We start from the raw sequence: 17,177 nt of genomic DNA on the forward strand, positions 1-17,177 counted from the left end.
CCCGGCATCCGCACCCTGGCCGCCCACCCGGGTCCTACCCGAATGCCTCAGCCCGCCGCCGGCGCCGTCGGGTACTCGACGTACGCGAAGCGCCGCCCGTCCGGGGCCCAGCTGTTGACGTTGAGCGACCCCTGGCCCCCGAACAGTTCGACGGCGTCCCACGCGTTCCGCCCGTCGGGCTCCGCCACGCGCAGCACCACCGGCTCGTCGGCGGGGTGGCCCAGCACGCCGGGTGGGTAGCTCAGGTACACCAGGCGGCTGCCGTCGGGGGCCGGATGAGGAAACCAGTTCACGCGGTCGTCCGACGTCAGCTGTTCCACGCCGCTGCCGTCCGTGCGCATCCTGAACAGCTGCGAGTGGCCCGCTCGATCGGAGGCGCGCTCGGAGTTGAAATACAGCCACGCGCCGTCCGGGCTGTACTCGGCGCCGTCGTGCGGCCGGTCGGAGTCCGTGAGCCGGCGGGTGGAGCCGTCCCTGACGTCCGCGGTGAAGATGTCGAAGGCCTGGACGCCGTCGCGGCGCCTGCAGCCGATGTGCGCCAGGGTGGTCCCGTCGGGCGAGATGCCGTGCAGGTAGCGGGCCTCCAGGCCGTCGTCGGGCCGCGTCACGCGCCGCGCCTCACCGCCGCCGAGGGGCACCTCGTAGAGATGCCCGTCCTGGGAGGAGAGATAGAGGTACCGTCCGTCGGCGGACACCACGTGGTCGTTGTTGGCGTCCGTCACCGCTCCCGTGAAGATCACGCGCGGCTGCCCGTCCTCCTCCGGCGGGGTGCGGTAGAGCAGGCCGTCGCAGTTGAAGACGAGCCAGGCGCCGTCCGGCGTCCAGTTCGGCGCCTCGATGACGAAGTCGTCGGTCTCGAAGACGCAGGTCGAGGAGCGGGTGACGACGTCGAAGACCATGAGGCGGGCACGCTGCCCCGGGAGCAGCCGGCGCCACCGCGGGGTCTCCGGCCGGAGCCCGTGGTCGTCGCTCCTGCTGCCGCTCTGCCGCTCCACGGTGGTCCTCCCGCGCGTCGCCCTGGTCTGTGCAGCACGGGATCGCACTGCCCTCGGAACGTTCCTCAGCGGCATCGTCATCGTCGCCGCGCTAGGCCTCGAGGGCGCTGGCCCAGAGGTTGATGTCGGACTCCACGGCGAATTCGTCGATCGCGTGCAGCTCATCGGCCGTGAACGCCAGGTTCCGCACGGCGGCGAGGCTGTCCTCGAGCTGTCCGACGCTCGACGCACCGATCAGCGCAGAGGTGACCGGCGTACCCTCGGACCTGTCGCGGAGCACCCAGGCGATGGCCATCTGCGCGAGGCTCTGGCCGCGGCCCGTCGCGATCGCGTCCAGGCCCCTGATCCGCCGCAGGTTCTCCGCGCTGAGCTGCCCGGCGTCCAGGGACTTGTTCGCCGCGGCGCGTGAGTCCTCGGGGATGCCGTCGAGGTACTTGCTGGTCAGGAGGCCCTGCGCCAGCGGCGAGAAGGCGATGGACCCGGCGCCCACCTGCTCGAGGGCCTCGTACAGGTTGGGCGTGCCGTCCTCCGTCCAGCGGTTGAGCATGGAGTAGGAGGGCTGGTGGATGAGCAGCGGCGTCCCGAGGTCCCGCAGGATGGCCGCCGCTTCCAGGGTGCGCTCGGGCGAGTAGGAGGAGATCCCCGCGTAGAGCGCGCGCCCGGAGCGGACCGCGGTGTCGAGGGCACCCATCGTCTCCTCCAGGGGCGTCGCCGGATCCGGCCGGTGGCTGTAGAAGATGTCGACGTACTCGAGGCCCATGCGCCCGAGCGACTGGTCGAGGCTCGCCAGCAGGTACTTGCGGGACCCGAAATCGCCATAGGGTCCGGGCCACATGCCGTAGCCGGCCTTGCTGGAGATCACGAGCTCGTCCCTGAACGGGCGGAAGTCGTCCTTCAGGTGCCGGCCGAAATTCGTCTCGGCACTACCGGCCGGGGGTCCGTAGTTGTTGGCGAGGTCGAAGTGGGTGACGCCGAGGTCGAAGGCCCGGCGGAGGATGTCACGCTGAACGTCGAAGGGCTTGTCGTCCCCGAAGTTGTGCCACAGGCCGAGGGAGACGGCGGGCAGCCGCAGGCCGCTCCGTCCCACACGGCGGTAGGGCATGGAGTCGTAGCGGTCGTCGGCGGGCAGGTACGTCATCGGACAGTCCGTTCTCGGTCTGGTGGAGAGCAGGGCGGCTGCGGGCGGCTCGCGCGTCCGCGGTCTTCGTCAGGTGGCTCCGTCGGGCCACCTGGGGCCGGCCGGGCGCCGTCGGTCCTGGCCGAAGCGGCACCGCGGCTCATCCGCGGCGCCGCCCCGGGATCAGGAGAGGGTCGCGGCGTACGGGTCCCAGTCCTCCGGCAGTGGTTCGGCTGCGGTCGCCGTGCTGGAGAGCGTGACGAACTCGCCGGTGGCCACGCTCTCGGAGATGGAGACCATCGCATCGAGCACGTGGTAGGCCATCTCGCCCTGTGCGCGGTGCGGACGCCCCTCGCGGATGGCCCGCGCCATCTCGAGCACCCCGCTGCCGCGCGTGGACGTCGCGCCCACGGCGGGGATCACCTCGGCCTCGTCGGAGCCGCGGCGGGTCAGGGTGAGGTCACCGGTGAAGTTGTTCGGGTCGGGGAACGCGAGGGTGCCGTCTGTGCCCGTGACCTCCACGAAGCCCGCACGCTTGAGCGGCGAGTCGAAGCTGAAGATGCTCTGCGAGGACTCGCCGTTCGCGAACTGGGCGATGGCGCTGACGTGCGAGGGCACGGTGACGTCGAAGACCTCGCCGGCCTTCGGACCGGAACCGATGGTCCGGGTCGACCGCGAGGTGGAGCCGAACCCGGCCACCTTGGTGATGGCTCCGAAGGTCTGCACCAGCGTGGTCAGGTAGTACGGACCGATGTCGAAGAGCGGCCCTGCACCCTCCTGGAAGAGGAAGGCGGGGTTCGGGTGCCAGGACTCGGGGCCCGGGGACTGCATGAGGGTGAGGGCCGTCAGGGGTACCCCGATGTCACCGCGGGCGACGAGGCGCAAGGCGGTCTGCAGGCCGGCGCCGAGGAAGGTGTCCGGGGCGCAGCCCAGCCGCAGGCCCGCGGCGTCGGCGGTCTTCAGGAGCCCGATGCCGCTCTCGCGGTCCAGCGAGAAGGGCTTCTCGCTCCACACGTGCTTGCCGGCCGCGACCGCGGCGGTGGCCACCTCGACGTGCGCGGCGGGGATGGTCAGGTTCACCACGATCTCGACGTCGGGGTGGTTGAGCGCGTCCTGCACGCCGCCCGAGGCGGGCACTCCGAACTCGGCGGCGCGGGCTGCGGCAACCTCCTCGAACATGTCGGCGACGATGTGCACCGTCACGTCCGGGAAGCTCGTGAGGTTGGTCAGGTACTCCTTGCTGATGACGCCGGCGCCGATGACGGCGACGCCGACCGGGCCGGTGCGGTGGCCCGCTGCAGCGGTACCGGGGGTGTCCGTGCTCATTTCTTCCCCTCGTCGAGATAGGTCAGGCTGTCGGCGACGGCGGTGAAGACGTCCCCGTCGAAATCGTCGAGTTCCACGACGGCGGCCTCGAGGCCGGGGACGGCGTCGAGCACGTCCCAGACGCGCATGGAGCCGTGGCCGACCGCCACCTGCTCCTTGTCGTTCTTGGTGAGCGGACCGTCCTTGATGTGGACGAAGCGCACGCGGTCACCCAGGCGGCGCAGCAGTTCTGCGGGGTCCTCGCCGCCGACCGCGGCCCAGTAGGTGTCCACCTCGAGGACGACCTCGGGGTCGAGGTACCGGGTGAGCACCTCGAGGGCCGAGGTGCCGTCGATGCGTTCCTCGAGTTCGAACTCGTGGTTGTGGTACCCGACCCGGATGCCGTACTCGGCGCCCTTCTTCGCTGCCGCGTTGAGTGCCTCCGCCGTCGCCTTGATGTCCTCCTCGGTGGTCCAGTGCGAGCGCTCCACGTGGGGGTCGATCACCGTGCCGATGCCGAGCGTGCGGGCGGCCTCGAAGATCTCGTCCTGGTCGGCGCGCAGCAGGGGCGCATGGCCTGAGGGTGCGCTCAGCCCGTTCGACGAGAGCGCTTCGGCGAGCTGCTCCGCCGTGGCGACGAAGTTGTAGGGCTCGACGGCGGTGTAGCCGAGGTCCGCGACGCGCTTGATGGTGCCCGGCAGGTCCTCCCCCATGGCTGTCCGCAGTGTGTAGAGCTGGAGTGAGTACGTCACGGGGATTCTCCTCGCTGAGAAAGTAGGACTACTGAACCGGTTCAGGTATGACACGAACCTAGGGGATAGGACGGGGCCGGTCAAGGAAAACCTGACGCTATTGTGGAAGCCATGGCCAAGGAAACCATCGCCGGCCTGGCGAAGAGGCTGGGCATCTCGAAGGCATCGGTGTCCTACGCGCTCAACGGCCAGCCAGGGGTCAGCGAGGTGACGCGGCGCCGCGTGCTGGACCTCGCCGAGGAGCTCGAGTGGTACCCCAGCTCATCGGCCCGCGCGCTCTCCCGTTCCCGGTCGGGCGCGGTGGGGATGGTCCTCTCGGCGGATCCGGACCTCATCGGCACCGAGCCCTACTACATGGGGCTGCTCGCGGGCATCGAGACGGCCCTCGCCGAGGGCGACATGGCACTGATGCTGCGCATGGTCGGCACGGACCCGGCGCAGGAACGGGCCACGTACGAGCGGTGGGCGGGTGAACGCAAGGTCGACGGCGTCCTCATGTTCGACCACCTGCACGAGGATCCGCGGCCCGCGCTGCTCGACCGGCTGGGCCTCCCGTTCGTCCTGCACGGCGCCCCGGAGCGGCACGGGCCGGCCCTGTTCTCGGGCACGACGACGGACCACGCCGTGGATTCCGCGACGATCGTCGACCACCTCCACCTCCGCGGCCACCGGCGGATCGCGCACGTCTCGGGTCCCCACCGGTTCCTGCACGAGGAGCAGCGCATCGCCTGCGTCCGGCGCAGTGCTGCCGCGCACGGCATGGCCGTGGTCACACGCGAGGGGAACTACGCCCTCGCCGCCGGTCACGACGCCGTCGTGTCCCTCCTCGGCGACACCGCGGAGGACGGCGTCACCGCCGTGATCCTCGGCAACGACCTCATGTCCATGGGCGCGCTCCTGGCACTCCGCGAGCTGGGCCTGCGGTGCCCCGAGGACGTGGCGATCGTGAGCTGGGACGACTCACTGCACTGCCAGCTCGCCTCTCCGTCGGTCACCGCCCTGTCCAGGAACCCGGTCATGCAGGGGCGGGTGGCGGCGGAGCTCCTGCTCTCGCTCCTCGACGCGGGCACGCTGCAGACGCGTGCGATGCCGGCGAGCGACCTCGTGGCCAGGTCCAGCACCGGGAGCTGACCGCGGCCGCCACCGGCCCGCACCCGGAGGTGCAGCCGGCCACCGATGATTTCCCACCGCCCGAGCCGTCCATCAGGAAGCGGACCCGGCAGGAACCCGCAGGACGCACCAGCGCACCGCACCGACCGACCATGATCGAGCGTCAGGAGCACATCCCATGGCTGCACCCCTCGTCTACCTCAGCTTCCCGGGCACGGCACGTGAGGCCCTCGGCTTCTACCGGGACACCTTCGGGGGTGATCTGACCCTCCACACGTACGAGGAGTTCGGCAGGACCGACGGACCGACGGACGCCGTGGCGCACGGGGTGCTCGACGGCGTGGTCGCCCTGGGCGGATCGGACGCTCCCGACGGCGGGACCACCGTCCGGCTCGAGGGCGTCCTGCTGTCGCTCCTCGGCACCGCCGGACCCGCGGTCCTGCACAGGTGGTTCGACGCCCTCGCCGACGGCGGTTCCGTGACCGATCCCCTGGCGAGGAAGCCGTGGGGAGCCACGGACGGCCAGGTGACCGACCGCCACGGCCTGCACTGGCTCATCGGCTACGAGCCCGAGGAATAGCCGACCCGGCCCCCGACAGTGCGACCGTGCGACCGGTCGATCCCTTGGCTGGAGCGGCCGGAGTTCCGCCTCGGCTCAGCCCGCCCTCGCGAGGGCCGCGCCCAGCGGCAACGCCTCACCGGCGAAGGACAGCGCGCCACGCACCCCGGACTCGTCCCCGAGGGCGGGCCTGACCACGTAGCCGCTGCGGGTGTCGGTCAGCGGGTGATCGGCGAGCGCGCCGCCCACCAGCAGGGCCAGTTGCTCCCGTACGGCGTCGAGCAGCCCCGGCGTCTTCAGCACCCCGCCCCCGACGACGATCCGCTGCGGCGCCGCCGCATAGGTGACCGTGGCCAGCAGCTGGGCCACGTAGTAGGCCGAGAACTCCACCGCGCGGTGGCGCAGCGATCCGAGCTCGTGGCCCGGGCGTCCCCACCGGGCAGCGACGGAGGGACCCGAGGCGAGTCCCTCCAGGCAGTCCCCGTGGAAGGGGCACACGCCCGGGAAGGAGTCCTCCGGGTGCCGTCGGATGACCAGGTGTCCCAGTTCCGGGTGGCTGCGGAGCGTGAAGGGCGCCCCGTTCACCACGATGCCGGCACCGATCCCCGTTCCCACCGTCACGTAGGCGAGGTCCGCGACGCCCCGGCCCGCACCGAACCGGTGCTCACCGAGCGCAGCCCCGGTGACGTCCGTGACGAGGCGGACGGGCGTCCCGTCCACGAGGCCGAGACCGGCGATGAGGTCGGTGTCGCGCCAGCCCGGCTTGGGTGTGGAGGTGATCCGGCCGTAGCGGGGGGACGCGGCGTCGACCTCGACCGGCCCGAAAGAGGCCAGCCCGACGGCGTCGAACCGCCCGTCGACGGCGTACGGAGCGAGGAAGGCGCGGACCGCCGCGAGGGTCTCCGCGGGTGAGGTGGTGTCGATGCGCGCCTGGTCGACCGGGCTCCCGGGGTCCCGGGGATCCGCGACGGCACAGATGACCTTGGTGCCACCCGTCTCGATACCGGCGATCATGACGCCGCGGTCCCTTCCGCGGCGTCCGGCCGTGGCGTGCCCGCGAGGGCAGCGCTGTCACCGATGCAGCGGATCACCGGGGACCGCTCCGCCACCGACAGGTCTGCGGGCACGGTGAGGGGTGCGCCGTCCCGCCGGCTGACGGTGAAGGTCACGGTCTCGCCGGGCAGGAGGGTGACCATCATGTCGTCGACGGTGAGATCCGGCGCCGGGACGTCCAGCAGGTCGGCGAGGCGGTCCGCGAAGACGCACAGGTCCCGTAGCAGCGACCCCGCCTCGACGGTGATGCGGAGGAACCCGCCATCGGCCGAGGCGCGCGCCGTGAAGCTCGGTCCGGACGGCGCGAGCGCCGCATCGGGGACGAAGAACCAGGTGGAGCGCAGCCCGTCGGCGTCCGCCACGAGGAATTCGCGGTCGCTCGCCTCGGTGAGTGCGGCGGGGAGCGCCGTGCGCGCCGTCCCGTCCGGAGCTGCCGTGAGGGTGAGCTCCGCCCGTCCCACCTCGGCGCCGTCGAGCGTCAGGCGGCGGACGACGACGTCGACCGAAGCCGCGTCGAGCCCGTCGTTGACGAGGACGATCTCGAGTCCGTCCGGACCGGTGGGGTCGTCGGTTCCGCCCGCAGTGAAGGGGACGATCGCGAGCATCCGTTCGGCGAAGGACCGGCGGAGCGCGTACCAGACGGGCTTCTCGATGCCGTCACCGTCCACCGCCGACCAGCTGAGCACGGGCCAGCAGTCATTGAGCTGCCAGATGACCACACCGGCGCACCGTTCGCGGGTCCGCAGCCATTCGGCGCCGACCGCCTGCGAGCGTGCCTGCACCATCTGGGTCAGGTAGTGCCAGTCCTCCGCAGCCTCGGGGGCACCGAAGTAGGGTTCGAGGCCGCGGGCGAGTTTCTCCATGCCGTCCGCGGCACGCATGTGGTGCGCCACCTGCGGGTTGTCGGGCACGAGGTCCCCCTCCGTCACGACACGGCGCAGGGTGGACCAGGCCGGGGGCGCACACCAGCCCATCTCGGAGACGAAGGGCGGATCGACGTCGCGGTAGTGCACGAAGTCGACGGTGTTCCACACCTCCCAGATGTGGACGGGTCCCTCGTCACGGCTGTTGGGGTGCTTCTCCAGCGACCCCGCCCACGGGCTGTTGGGGACGTAGGGGCGCGAGGGATCGAGACGCCCGATGACGCCCGGGAGGACCTCGGTGTAGAAGGCGGCGCCGTACGGGCGGCCCTGCAGGATCTCGGGCCAGCCCCAGTCGTACATGCCCCAGACGCACTCGTTGCCGCCACACCAGATGACGAGGCTCGGGTGCGCGGACAGGCGGGCCACGGCCTGCTCGGCCTCGGTGGTGACGGCCTCGATCATGGCGTCGGACTCGTCGTAGGCGGCGCAGGCGAAGAGGAAGTCGTGCCACACCATCAGGCCGCGCTCGTCGCAGCCGGCCATGAACTCCTCGGTGGAGAAGTATCCGCCGCCCCAGATGCGCAGGAGGTTGGCTCCGCCGTCCACGGCCTGGTCCAGGCGCCGGCCGAGCCGCTCCTCCGTCACCTCGGCGATGAAGAGATCGTCCGGGATCCAGTTGTAGCCGCGCACGCGGACGCGCCTGCCGTTGACCACGAGGGCCCAGGTGGTGCCGACGGCGTCCGGCTCCTCCTCGATAACGACGGTGCGCAGGCCGATACGGCGCGTGCCCTCCGCGAGCACGTGGCCCTCGGTCCCGGCCGTCACGGACAGGCCGTAGAGGGGCTGGTCCCCGAGGCCCGTCGGCCACCACAGCGCGGGATCGGCGACCTCGAGCGCGAGCACCGCCCGGTCGGCCCCGGCCGCCACGCTGCTGCGGGCCACCTCCGAGCCGTCGGGCGCGGTCAGGACGGCCGTGACGGACACGTCCGACGTCGTCCCCTGCCGGTCGAGGCCCACGGTGATGCCGACGCGGGCCGAACCGCCGTCGAGCGTCACGTCGGGGCGGATCGAATCGATCCGCACGCCGGACCAAGCCTCGAGGCGGATGGGCTGCCAGATGCCGGCGGTGACGTAGTGGGGTCCCCAGTCCCACCCGAAGTTGCAGGCACTCTTGCGGACGAAGGGGTACGGCTCGTCGTACGGCCGGGGCAGCTCACCAACCTGGACCTCGCACTCGTGCGCGGCGTCCCAGGCTGATCCGAAGCGGATCTCGAGCAGGTTCTCGCCAGGAAGGAGCAGGTGGGCCACGTCCCAGCGGTACCCGATGTGCTGGTCCGCCGTCACGGCCACCTCGTGGCCGTTCAGCGTGACCGTGGCGAAGGTGTCCAGCCCTTCGGCCACGAGCTCGATCCGCTCCCCCGCGATCGTGCCGTCCCATGCGAAGTGGCGGGCGTACGTCCACTGCGAGTGCCCGATCCACATCTGGTCCGCCTCGCGAAGCCCCACATCGGGGTCGTCGAGCAGGCCCGCGGCCATGAGGTGCGTGTGCACCTGGCCGGGCACGGAGGCCCGGATGGGCGCTCCGGACGTCGCGTACGACGGCGCATCCACCGGTCCGGCGGTCCAGGTGAGGTTCCAGCTTCCGCCGAGGTCGAGGGCCTGCGGTGCGGGGGTGAAGGTGTTCATGCGCGTACTCCAGTAGGTCTGCGGCGGCTTGCGCCGCCTGTGGTTCGGGGACCGGGGTCAGGCGCTGAGGCGCTTCTCCGGGTTGGGCGCGGCCTCCGCGAGGAGCTGCGTGTACTCGTGCTGGGGGTTGAGGATGACGTCGTCGGCCGGGCCGCGCTCCACGATCTCGCCCTTGAACATCACGAGGATGTCGTCCGAGAAGTGGCGTGCGGTGGCGAGGTCGTGCGTGATATAGAAGACGCCGAGGTTCTCCTCGCGCTGCAGGTCGGCCAGGAGGTTGAGCACTCCGAGGCGGATCGAGACATCGAGCATGGACACCGGCTCGTCGGCGACGAGGATCTTCGGCTCGGGCGCGAGGGCGCGGGCGATCGCGATGCGCTGGCGCTGGCCGCCGGAGAGCTCGTGCGGCTTGCGCTGGGCCATATCGGGGTCCAGCCGTACCCTCTCGAGCAGCGACATGACACCGGCCATGACCTCGTCGCGGCCCGTCGCCTTGCCGTGCAGGATCAAGGGCCGGCCGATGTGGTGGGCGATGGTGTGGTAGGGATTCAGCGAGGCGAACGGGTCCTGGAACACCATCTGCACGTCGCTGCGGTACTGCCGGAGCCCTGCACCCCGCCTGCTCACGGGCTCGCCGTCGAGCAGGATGCTGCCGGATGTGGGCCGTTCGAGCTGCATGAGCAGCTTGGCGAGCGTGGACTTGCCGCTGCCGCTCTGTCCCACGAGGGCCACGGTGCGGCCGCTGTCGATCGAGAAGCTGACATTGTTCACGGCCTTCAGGGTGCTGGACCGCAGCCCGTTGCGCAGCCGGTACTCCTTGACCAGATCCCTGACCTCGAGTGCGCTCATGCCTGTCCTCCGTCCTGGTGCCGCGTTCCTCCGCGGATGAAGTCGCCGCGTTCGCCGGTCAGGCTGGGGAAGGAGGCGAGCAGCTTCTTGGTGTAGTCGTGCTGCGGGTTCGTGTAGAGCTCGACGGCGTCCCCGAGTTCCACGATCTCGCCCTCGCGCATGACCGCGATGCGGTCACTGATCTCCAGCAGGAGCGGGAGGTCGTGCGTGATGAAGATGACGGCGAAGCCGAGATCGGCGCGCAGGCGCGTGATCTCGCGCAGGATCTCGCGCTGGACCACGACGTCGAGGGCGGTGGTCGGCTCGTCCATGATCATGACCTGCGGGTCCAGCGCCATGGCCATGGCGATCATGACGCGCTGGCGCATGCCGCCGGAGAGCTCGTGCGGGTAGGAGCGCAGGCGGGCCCGATCCACCCCGACGCGTTCCAGGAGGTCGCCGCACCGGGTCCGGCGCTCCTTCCTGGACAGGTCGGGGCGGTGCGTGGAGAAGATGTCCTCCATCTGCCGCTGGACCGTGATCACGGGGTTGAGCGAGTTCATGGCCCCCTGGAAGACCATCGCGATCTTGTCCCAGCGGAAGGCCCGCAGCTCCTCCCCGCTGAGTTCGTTGAGGTCGATCACGTAGCCCTCGCGCGAATGGAAGTGGGCGGTGCCGCCGGTGATGACGGCGGGGGGCTTCAGGAGGCGGTTGATGCCGTAGGCGAGCGTGGACTTCCCGCAGCCGCTCTCCCCCGCGAGACCGAGGATCTCGCCCCGGCCGAGCGAGAGCGTCACGTTCTTCACCGCTCGGACCACGCGGTCGCCCTTGTACTCGACGCTGAAGTCCTCGATGGTCAGGACCGGGTGCTCGCGGGCCTCGGCGGCCCGCTCGGTGCGGCGTTCGCGTCCGGGCCGCGCCTCGTCCGCGGATCCGCGTGCGCCGACGTCGGTGATGCTGACGGAATGGGCTCCCTGGTCGGTGCTGCTCACAGGACGTCCTCCTTGGTGGCGGCGCGCAGTTCTGCCTTCGATAGCTTCCAGCCGCGCCGGGTGGCCCGTGTCTGCGAGCGCAGCTTCGGATTGATGATCTCGTCGATCGAGAAGTTGATGAGGGCGAGGGCCGCGCCGAAGAGGGCGATCAGCAGTCCCGGCGGGACGAACCACCACCAGGCGCCCAGCCTCAGCGCGAGGCCGTTCTGCGCGAAGTACAGCATGGTGCCCCAGGTGAAGGAGTCCGCGGCGCCGAGGCCGAGGAAGGACAGTCCGGCCTCGCCCAGGATGGCGAAGATGACGGCGAACACCACCTGCGAGGCGAGGAGCGGGATCAGGTTGGGGAGGATCTCGACGCCGAGGATGCGCCAGGGCTTCTCGCCCGACACCCGGGCCGCGGCGACGTAGTCGCGGTTCCGCACGCTCAGGGTGAAGCCGCGCAGCACGCGCGCCGACCCGGCCCAGCCGGTGATGGCGAGGACCACGGAGACCAGGAGGATGCTCTTCTCCGGGACGTAGCTGGAGATGATGATGACCAGCGGGAGCCCCGGGATCACGAGCATGACATTGGTGAACAGGGAGAAGGACTCGTCGAGCCAGCCCCCGAAGTAGGCGCCGATGATCCCGAAGAACGCGGACAGGAAGAGGGTCAGGATGCCGACGATCAAGCCGACGGTGAGCGATCCGCGCGTCGCGTACGCGAGCTGCGCGAAGACGTCCTGCCCGGTCTGGGTGGTGCCGAGGATGAAGCCGTCGGCGGGGCCGGCGAGGCCCACGTTGTCGACCTCCGAGGGATCACCCACGAAGAAGGGGGCGATGATCCCGAAGAGGATGATGCTGCCGGCGATGAGGAGCCCGATGGCCAGCTTCGGCGTCATCGGTGGCATTGATCGTCTCGACCGGGTGGAGCGCGCGCTGGTGGCGGCGATCCCCGGGTCCTGCGTGGTGGCGGTCATGGCGGATCCTAGCTTCGGGCCCGGGTGCGGGGATCGATGAACGAGTAGAGGAGGTCCACGAGCAGGTTCGCGCCGAGGACGGACAGCGTGATGACCAGGAACAGGCCCTGCATGAGCGAGTAGTCGTTGCTGCCGACGGCGTTCAGCAGGGCGGAGCCGATGCCGGGGTAGGAGAAGACGGCCTCGGTGACGATCGACCCGGCCACCACGAAGCCGAGCGAGATCGCGAATCCCGCGACCGACGGCAGCACGGCGTTGCGTGCCGCGTAGGTGGTCATGATCCTCAGGGGACGCAGGCCCTTGGCCTCGGCCGTCAGGATGTAGTCGTCGGAGAGGGTGGAGACCATCATGTTGCGCATGCCGAGCATCCAGCCACCCACCGAGGAGATCACGATGGTCAGGGCGGGCAGCGTCCCGTAGTAGACGACACTGCTGATGAAGGCCCAGTTCCAGCCGGGGCTGACCTCGTAGACGTTGTAGCCGCCGTTCAGCGGGAACAGGTCCCACATGCCGCCGAGCACGAACAGGAGGATCAGCGCGAGCCAGAAGTAGGGCACCGACTGCAGCATGGTGGTCACGGGGATCAGGTTGTCGAGCCACGAGCCGCGCTTCCACCCGGCAAGCATCCCGAGGCCCACCCCGAGGACGAACGAGATGACCGTGGCGACGCCGATGAGCCCGATGGTCCAGGGCAGCGTCTGCGCGATGATGTCCGTGACGGACGCCGGGAAGAAGGCCACCGACGTCCCGAGGTCGAGGGTGAAGAGCTTGCCGAGGTACTGCCAGTACTGCACGATCAGCGGCGCCTGGGTGTTGGTGCCGAGGAGGAGTTCGACGGCCTCGCGCGCTTCGGGAGTGACCGGTCCGCGCTGCGCGAGCTTCGCGAGCATGATGTCCACCGGATTTCCCGGAAGGAGCCGCGGGAGGAAGAAGTTGACCGTCAGTGCGGCCCAGAAGGCGACGAGGTAGAACCCGAGCTTCTGCAGGATGTATTTCATGGCGATCGACTTTCCACGACGGGTCGAGGTCCGCGCCCGGGGGCGGGACGGCGCGTCGGTGGGACGCGCCGTCCTGCCCGTGGTGCGGAGGGGAGCCTACTGGGCGGGGGTGATGTTCTTCAGGACGATCCCGTTGTCCCAGGCCTTCCAGGTGGCGGCGAGGGCGTAGGGGTCCTCGTTGGTGGGCCAGCCGGTGGCGCGCTCGGTGTTGAACTCGGTGAGCAGCGAGTTCACGTAGATGGGGATGTACGGCATGTCCCGGACGATCTCCTCCTGGATGATCCCGTACTGCTCCTTCTGCACCGCCTCGTCGTTGGTGGAGCGCGCGACGGCGAGCGCCTCGTCGACCGTCGGGTTGCTGTAGCGGGAGGTGTTGTTGTTCAGCGCCGACTCACCCACCGGCGTCGTGTTCGCCGAGTTGTACCACTTCTCGTAGGAGTAGTACGGATTGTTGGAGGGCTGCAGGCCGATCGACTCCAGCGTGAGCTGGTACTCGCCGATGTTGAGGTTGTTGACCCACTCGTTGTAGGTGATGGACGTCGGGTTCAGCTCGATCCCCACGTCGCGCAGTTGCTGCGACATGGCGTCGTTCAGCGAGATGAAGTCGCTGTAGCCGGTGACCGTCTGGATGCCGAGGGAGAGCCGCTCGCCGTCCTTCTCGCGGATGCCGTCCGAACCCTCGACCCATCCGGCGTCCTCGAGCACCTTCTTGGCTCCCTCGACATCGGCGTTGGCCGGCGTCTCGGTGTTGGCAGGATCGGCGATCCAGTCGGCATCCCGCTCGGGGAGCACCAGGGTGGGGGATGCCGTACCGGCGAAGCCTCCGCCGGCGAGGGCGTTCAGCTGCTCGCGGTCGATGCCCTGGTAGATGGCCTGGCGCACGGCGGGGTCTGTCTGCGGTCCCTCACAGCCCAGGGCCTCGTTGGAGCAGGTGAAGATGGAGGCGGTCAGCGCGGGGGTGTTGACGTAGGACAGGTTCTCGTTGTCCGCGAGGATCTGCTCGAGGCCCGGCAGGAAGGAGCTCATCCAGTCCACCTCCCCGGCGAGCAGCGCGCCCGTCGCGGCGTCCGCGGTGTCGAGCGAGATGTAGCGCACCTCGTTGATGGCGGGCTTGCCCTCCTCCCAGTAGAGATCGTTCTTCTCCAGGAGGTAGCTCTGCGCCGTGAAGTCCTTGACCTTGAACGGTCCGGTGCCCACGGGGTCGGAGTTGATCTCGGTGATCGGATCCGCGACATCCTTCCAGATGTGCTCGGGGACGATCCCGCGGTTGCCGAGCACGCTGGGCTCCTGCATGAAGGAGTTCTCGGTGAACGTCAGGACGACCGTCGTGTCATCGGTGGCTTCCGCCGTGGCGGCCAGGCCCGTGGTGTTGAGCTCCGGCGTCTCGTTGACGAGGTTGAAGGTGAAGGCGACGTCGTTCGCGGTGAAGGGTTCGCCGTCGGACCACTGGACGCCCTCGCGCGTCGTGATGGTGAGCTGCGTGCCGTCCTCGTTCCATTCGAACGATTCCGCGAGGAGCGGGGTGGGCGGCTCGTCGGATGCCGCGTTGTACCAGAAGAGCGGCTCGAAGATCACGCCGAGGGTCGGCTGGAGCGCCGTGGAGGAGAACGGGTTGAAGTTCTCGGAGATGGTCCCGGTCGCGCCGTTGAAGACGGTGACGGAGGTGTTCTCCGAGCCGCCGGCGTCATTCGATGCTCCCCCGCCGCCCGCACAGCCGCTGAGGGCGAGGGTTGCGACGCTGAGCATCGTGGCTGCTGCCAGACTCAGGCGCCTGGTTCCCGAAAGTGATGAGGACATCTTCGTACCTTTCAATCGTGGGCGGCTACGGTGCCGCCGGCCGGTTCGACCACCCGAGGTAAACCGTTGGGTACTTTCTTAGGCGACTTTATTATCTAAGTCAAGTAAGTGTCCGACGTGCGTCCCGAAGCGTGGCCCCTCCGTGCTGCCCCAGCAGAGCCGCCACACTCCTCCATGAAGCGCAGCCGTCGTCCTGCACCGGATCCCGGTCCGCCAGGACCCTCGCCCCACCGGCCTGGTCGGCGCCGCCCGCCACCCTGCCGTCGTCATCGCGGGGAAGCACCATCACGCCCGGCCGCAGCGAGGCCGCGCGGCCCTACGATGGGCACCATGGACATCGACGGCACCCACCCCTCCCCCGCCGAGCGTGACGCGGAGGCCCGGGGCCTCGACATCGTCCTCGTGGCACGGCACGAGGACGGCACGTTCGACGAGGTGGCCGCCGCACAGGGCCTGTCCGAGGACGACGGCGTGAAGACGATGGTGGCGAAGATCAGCGGGGGCATCACGGTCTTCGTGCTGATCCCCGGGACCCGGCGCCTGGACTGGGCCAAGCTCCGCGCCCTGCTGTCCGTCAACAAGGCTTCCCTCGTTCGCCCGGACGCCGCCTTCGAGGTCACGGGCTACGCCCCGGGCACCATCACGCCGCTGGGCAGTTCGACGGTCCTGCCGGTCTACGCGGACGAGCGCATCAGGGGTCGACGGATCGGCATGGGATCGGGATCCGCGGACCACCTGCTCTTCATCGACGCCGACGCGCTGCTGGACTCGCTGGGCGCCGTGACGGGTGACATCACGTCCTAGGTCCCGTTCACCGGTTCGGCAGGACGCATTCAGCGCCGGCGGCTCCCGCGCCGGGTTCGACGCCGGGTTGAGCGCCGGCGGCTCCCGCGCCGGCAGCTGCGGGGCCGACGGCTGACCCCGACGTCGCGGCAGGAGCACCCAGTACCCTCGCGTAGCAGACGGAGTGGTCCTCACCGACGTAGGCGCCGAAGGCCGGGATGCGGTGGTACCCCTCGCGCTCGTAGAAGCGCATCGCATCGGGCTGCCCCATCCCGGTCTCCAGCAGCAGTTCCGCGACGCCCCGGGCCCGTGCCTCGTCCTCGATCCGCCGCAGTATCGCCGTCGCGACGCCATTGCCGCGAAGCTCCGGCAGGACGTACATCCGCTTCACCTCCAGGCCGCCGCCTGCGAGCGGTCGCAGCCCGCCGCACCCCACAGCCCTTCCGTCCTCGGTCCGGGCGACGAGGAAGAAGTGCACGTTGGCGGCCGTCGGCTGCTCGCCGGGTTCGTGATCCTCGCTTCCGTACCTGACGTGCAGCTCCGCCTGCTGGGCAGTGCGGAGCGCGTGCGCTTCGGGGGCGTCGAAGGGGACCGGATCTAGGGTCAGGTGCATGGTCGCTGGTCATCCTCGTGAGGCGTCATTCGTGCCCCTCCCATCCTTCCATCGCGGCCTGCAGGCGCGGAGTCGCGGGTCCCGTATCCGGGAGGTTGCCCGGATGGACTAACTTAGTGCACTAAAGATAGTGAGCAATGAAAGGAGTGCCGATGGACGTCCACGGGTCCCTGATCTTCGCCGGGGACAGCGTGACCGACTGCGGCCGGCGCGAGGACCCGGCGGGGCTCGGTTCCGGCTACGTCCGCGAGCTGGCGTCGACGCTCGTCCCACGGGGTGTCCGGGTCGCCAACGCGGGCGTCGGCGGCGACCGCCTCGCCGACCTCGGCGACCGATGGGAGGCCGACGTCGTCGCACGGCACCCGGACCACGTCTCGGTGCTGATCGGCATCAACGACACCTGGCGCCTGCATGACACCGGCGAGCGCTCGGATCACGGCGCCTTCGCCGAGCGGTACCGGCTCCTGCTCTCGGCTCTTCCCTCGACCACGCGGATCGTCCTCCTGGAACCCTTCGTACTTCCCGTCACCGAGGACCAGGAGCGGTGGCGGGACGACCTCGATCCGCGGATCGAGGTCGTACACCTGCTCGCCGAGGAGTTCGGCGCAGTCCTCGTACCCATCGACGCGGTCCTCCACCGGTTGGCCCGGACACTCGGCGCCCCTGCCCTCGCCGCTGACGGCGTGCACCCCACCGAGCGCGGACACCGGGAGATCGCCGCAGCCTGGTCGAGGACCGTGGGGGCAGCGTGACGATGCCTCCGGGGGCCG

Annotated in this window: 16 protein-coding genes; 4 read left to right on the plus strand and 12 right to left on the minus strand. The window is 70.0% G+C overall.

From position 1 onward, the window contains the following. Positions 1–47: 47 nt before the first annotated feature. The 4 genes from ACTIMO_RS01185 to ACTIMO_RS01200 all read right to left on the minus strand — a co-directional run bounded on the left by ACTIMO_RS01185 (position 48) and on the right by ACTIMO_RS01200 (position 4,169). Entirely contained in the window at positions 48–995 is a 948-nt protein-coding gene (locus ACTIMO_RS01185; RefSeq protein WP_448181202.1) for a hypothetical protein, read from the minus strand. 91 nt (positions 996–1,086) lie between these two features. Then, positions 1,087–2,133, minus strand: coding sequence for an L-glyceraldehyde 3-phosphate reductase (mgrA, locus tag ACTIMO_RS01190; RefSeq protein WP_448181203.1), 1,047 nt, complete (start codon positions 2,131–2,133; stop codon positions 1,087–1,089). A 162-nt stretch (positions 2,134–2,295) separates the two neighbouring features. Beyond that, positions 2,296–3,438 (minus strand): Gfo/Idh/MocA family protein, encoded by a 1,143-nt coding sequence (locus ACTIMO_RS01195; RefSeq protein ID WP_448181204.1) that lies wholly within the window; start codon positions 3,436–3,438, stop codon positions 2,296–2,298. Continuing rightward, on the minus strand, positions 3,435–4,169 hold the full coding sequence (locus ACTIMO_RS01200; protein WP_448181205.1) for a sugar phosphate isomerase/epimerase family protein: 735 nt from the start codon (positions 4,167–4,169) through the stop codon (positions 3,435–3,437). Before ACTIMO_RS01200 ends, ACTIMO_RS01195 begins: the two co-directional genes overlap by 4 nt. A 111-nt stretch (positions 4,170–4,280) precedes the next feature. Here ACTIMO_RS01200 and ACTIMO_RS01205 point away from each other — a divergent pair, with 111 nt between their 5' ends. Beyond that, complete coding sequence (locus ACTIMO_RS01205) at positions 4,281–5,300, plus strand: LacI family DNA-binding transcriptional regulator (protein ID WP_055766959.1); 1,020 nt, start codon at positions 4,281–4,283, stop codon at positions 5,298–5,300. Positions 5,301–5,457: 157 nt separating this feature from the next. Further along, positions 5,458–5,859 (plus strand): VOC family protein, encoded by a 402-nt coding sequence (locus tag ACTIMO_RS01210; protein ID WP_448181206.1) that lies wholly within the window; start codon positions 5,458–5,460, stop codon positions 5,857–5,859. Between the two features lie 75 nt (positions 5,860–5,934). Here the strand turns inward: ACTIMO_RS01210 and ACTIMO_RS01215 are convergent, their stop codons facing one another. The 7 genes from ACTIMO_RS01215 to ACTIMO_RS01245 form a co-directional block, all read right to left on the minus strand. Further along, entirely contained in the window at positions 5,935–6,852 is a 918-nt protein-coding gene (locus tag ACTIMO_RS01215; protein ID WP_448181207.1) for an ROK family protein, read from the minus strand. Next, positions 6,849–9,440, minus strand: a complete 2,592-nt coding sequence (locus ACTIMO_RS01220) for a glycosyl hydrolase 2 galactose-binding domain-containing protein (RefSeq protein ID WP_448181208.1) — start codon at positions 9,438–9,440, stop codon at positions 6,849–6,851. Before ACTIMO_RS01220 ends, ACTIMO_RS01215 begins: the two co-directional genes overlap by 4 nt. A 57-nt stretch (positions 9,441–9,497) precedes the next feature. Next, positions 9,498–10,289 carry an ABC transporter ATP-binding protein gene (locus ACTIMO_RS01225; RefSeq protein WP_422390731.1) on the minus strand — a complete coding sequence of 264 codons (792 nt, stop codon included), beginning with the start codon at positions 10,287–10,289 and terminating at the stop codon, positions 9,498–9,500. Next, the gene (locus ACTIMO_RS01230) at positions 10,286–11,128 is read right to left on the minus strand and encodes an ABC transporter ATP-binding protein (RefSeq protein ID WP_055769078.1); all 843 of its coding nucleotides are present in this window, start codon (positions 11,126–11,128) and stop codon (positions 10,286–10,288) included. Before ACTIMO_RS01230 ends, ACTIMO_RS01225 begins: the two co-directional genes overlap by 4 nt. 128 nt (positions 11,129–11,256) lie before the next feature. Then, positions 11,257–12,216, minus strand: coding sequence for an ABC transporter permease (locus tag ACTIMO_RS01235; protein ID WP_055766944.1), 960 nt, complete (start codon positions 12,214–12,216; stop codon positions 11,257–11,259). 8 nt (positions 12,217–12,224) lie between these two features. Continuing rightward, the gene (locus ACTIMO_RS01240) at positions 12,225–13,214 is read right to left on the minus strand and encodes an ABC transporter permease (protein WP_055766942.1); all 990 of its coding nucleotides are present in this window, start codon (positions 13,212–13,214) and stop codon (positions 12,225–12,227) included. Positions 13,215–13,310: 96 nt separating this feature from the next. After that, positions 13,311–15,011 (minus strand): ABC transporter substrate-binding protein, encoded by a 1,701-nt coding sequence (locus ACTIMO_RS01245; protein WP_448181209.1) that lies wholly within the window; start codon positions 15,009–15,011, stop codon positions 13,311–13,313. Between the two features lie 330 nt (positions 15,012–15,341). On the opposite strand from ACTIMO_RS01245, the gene ACTIMO_RS01250 reads away from it, so the two are divergent. Next, positions 15,342–15,815 (plus strand): aminoacyl-tRNA deacylase, encoded by a 474-nt coding sequence (locus ACTIMO_RS01250; protein ID WP_422390735.1) that lies wholly within the window; start codon positions 15,342–15,344, stop codon positions 15,813–15,815. A 7-nt stretch (positions 15,816–15,822) separates the two neighbouring features. Here the strand turns inward: ACTIMO_RS01250 and ACTIMO_RS01255 are convergent, their stop codons facing one another. Beyond that, a complete protein-coding gene (locus tag ACTIMO_RS01255) occupies positions 15,823–16,407 on the minus strand; it encodes a GNAT family N-acetyltransferase (RefSeq protein ID WP_448181210.1) in 585 nt (194 codons plus the stop codon). 152 nt (positions 16,408–16,559) lie between these two features. On the opposite strand from ACTIMO_RS01255, the gene ACTIMO_RS01260 reads away from it, so the two are divergent. Continuing rightward, positions 16,560–17,159, plus strand: coding sequence for an SGNH/GDSL hydrolase family protein (locus tag ACTIMO_RS01260; protein ID WP_422390737.1), 600 nt, complete (start codon positions 16,560–16,562; stop codon positions 17,157–17,159). The last annotated feature ends 18 nt before the right edge of the window (positions 17,160–17,177 follow it).

The sequence above is a fragment of the Arthrobacter sp. CP30 genome, from assembly GCF_053470025.1.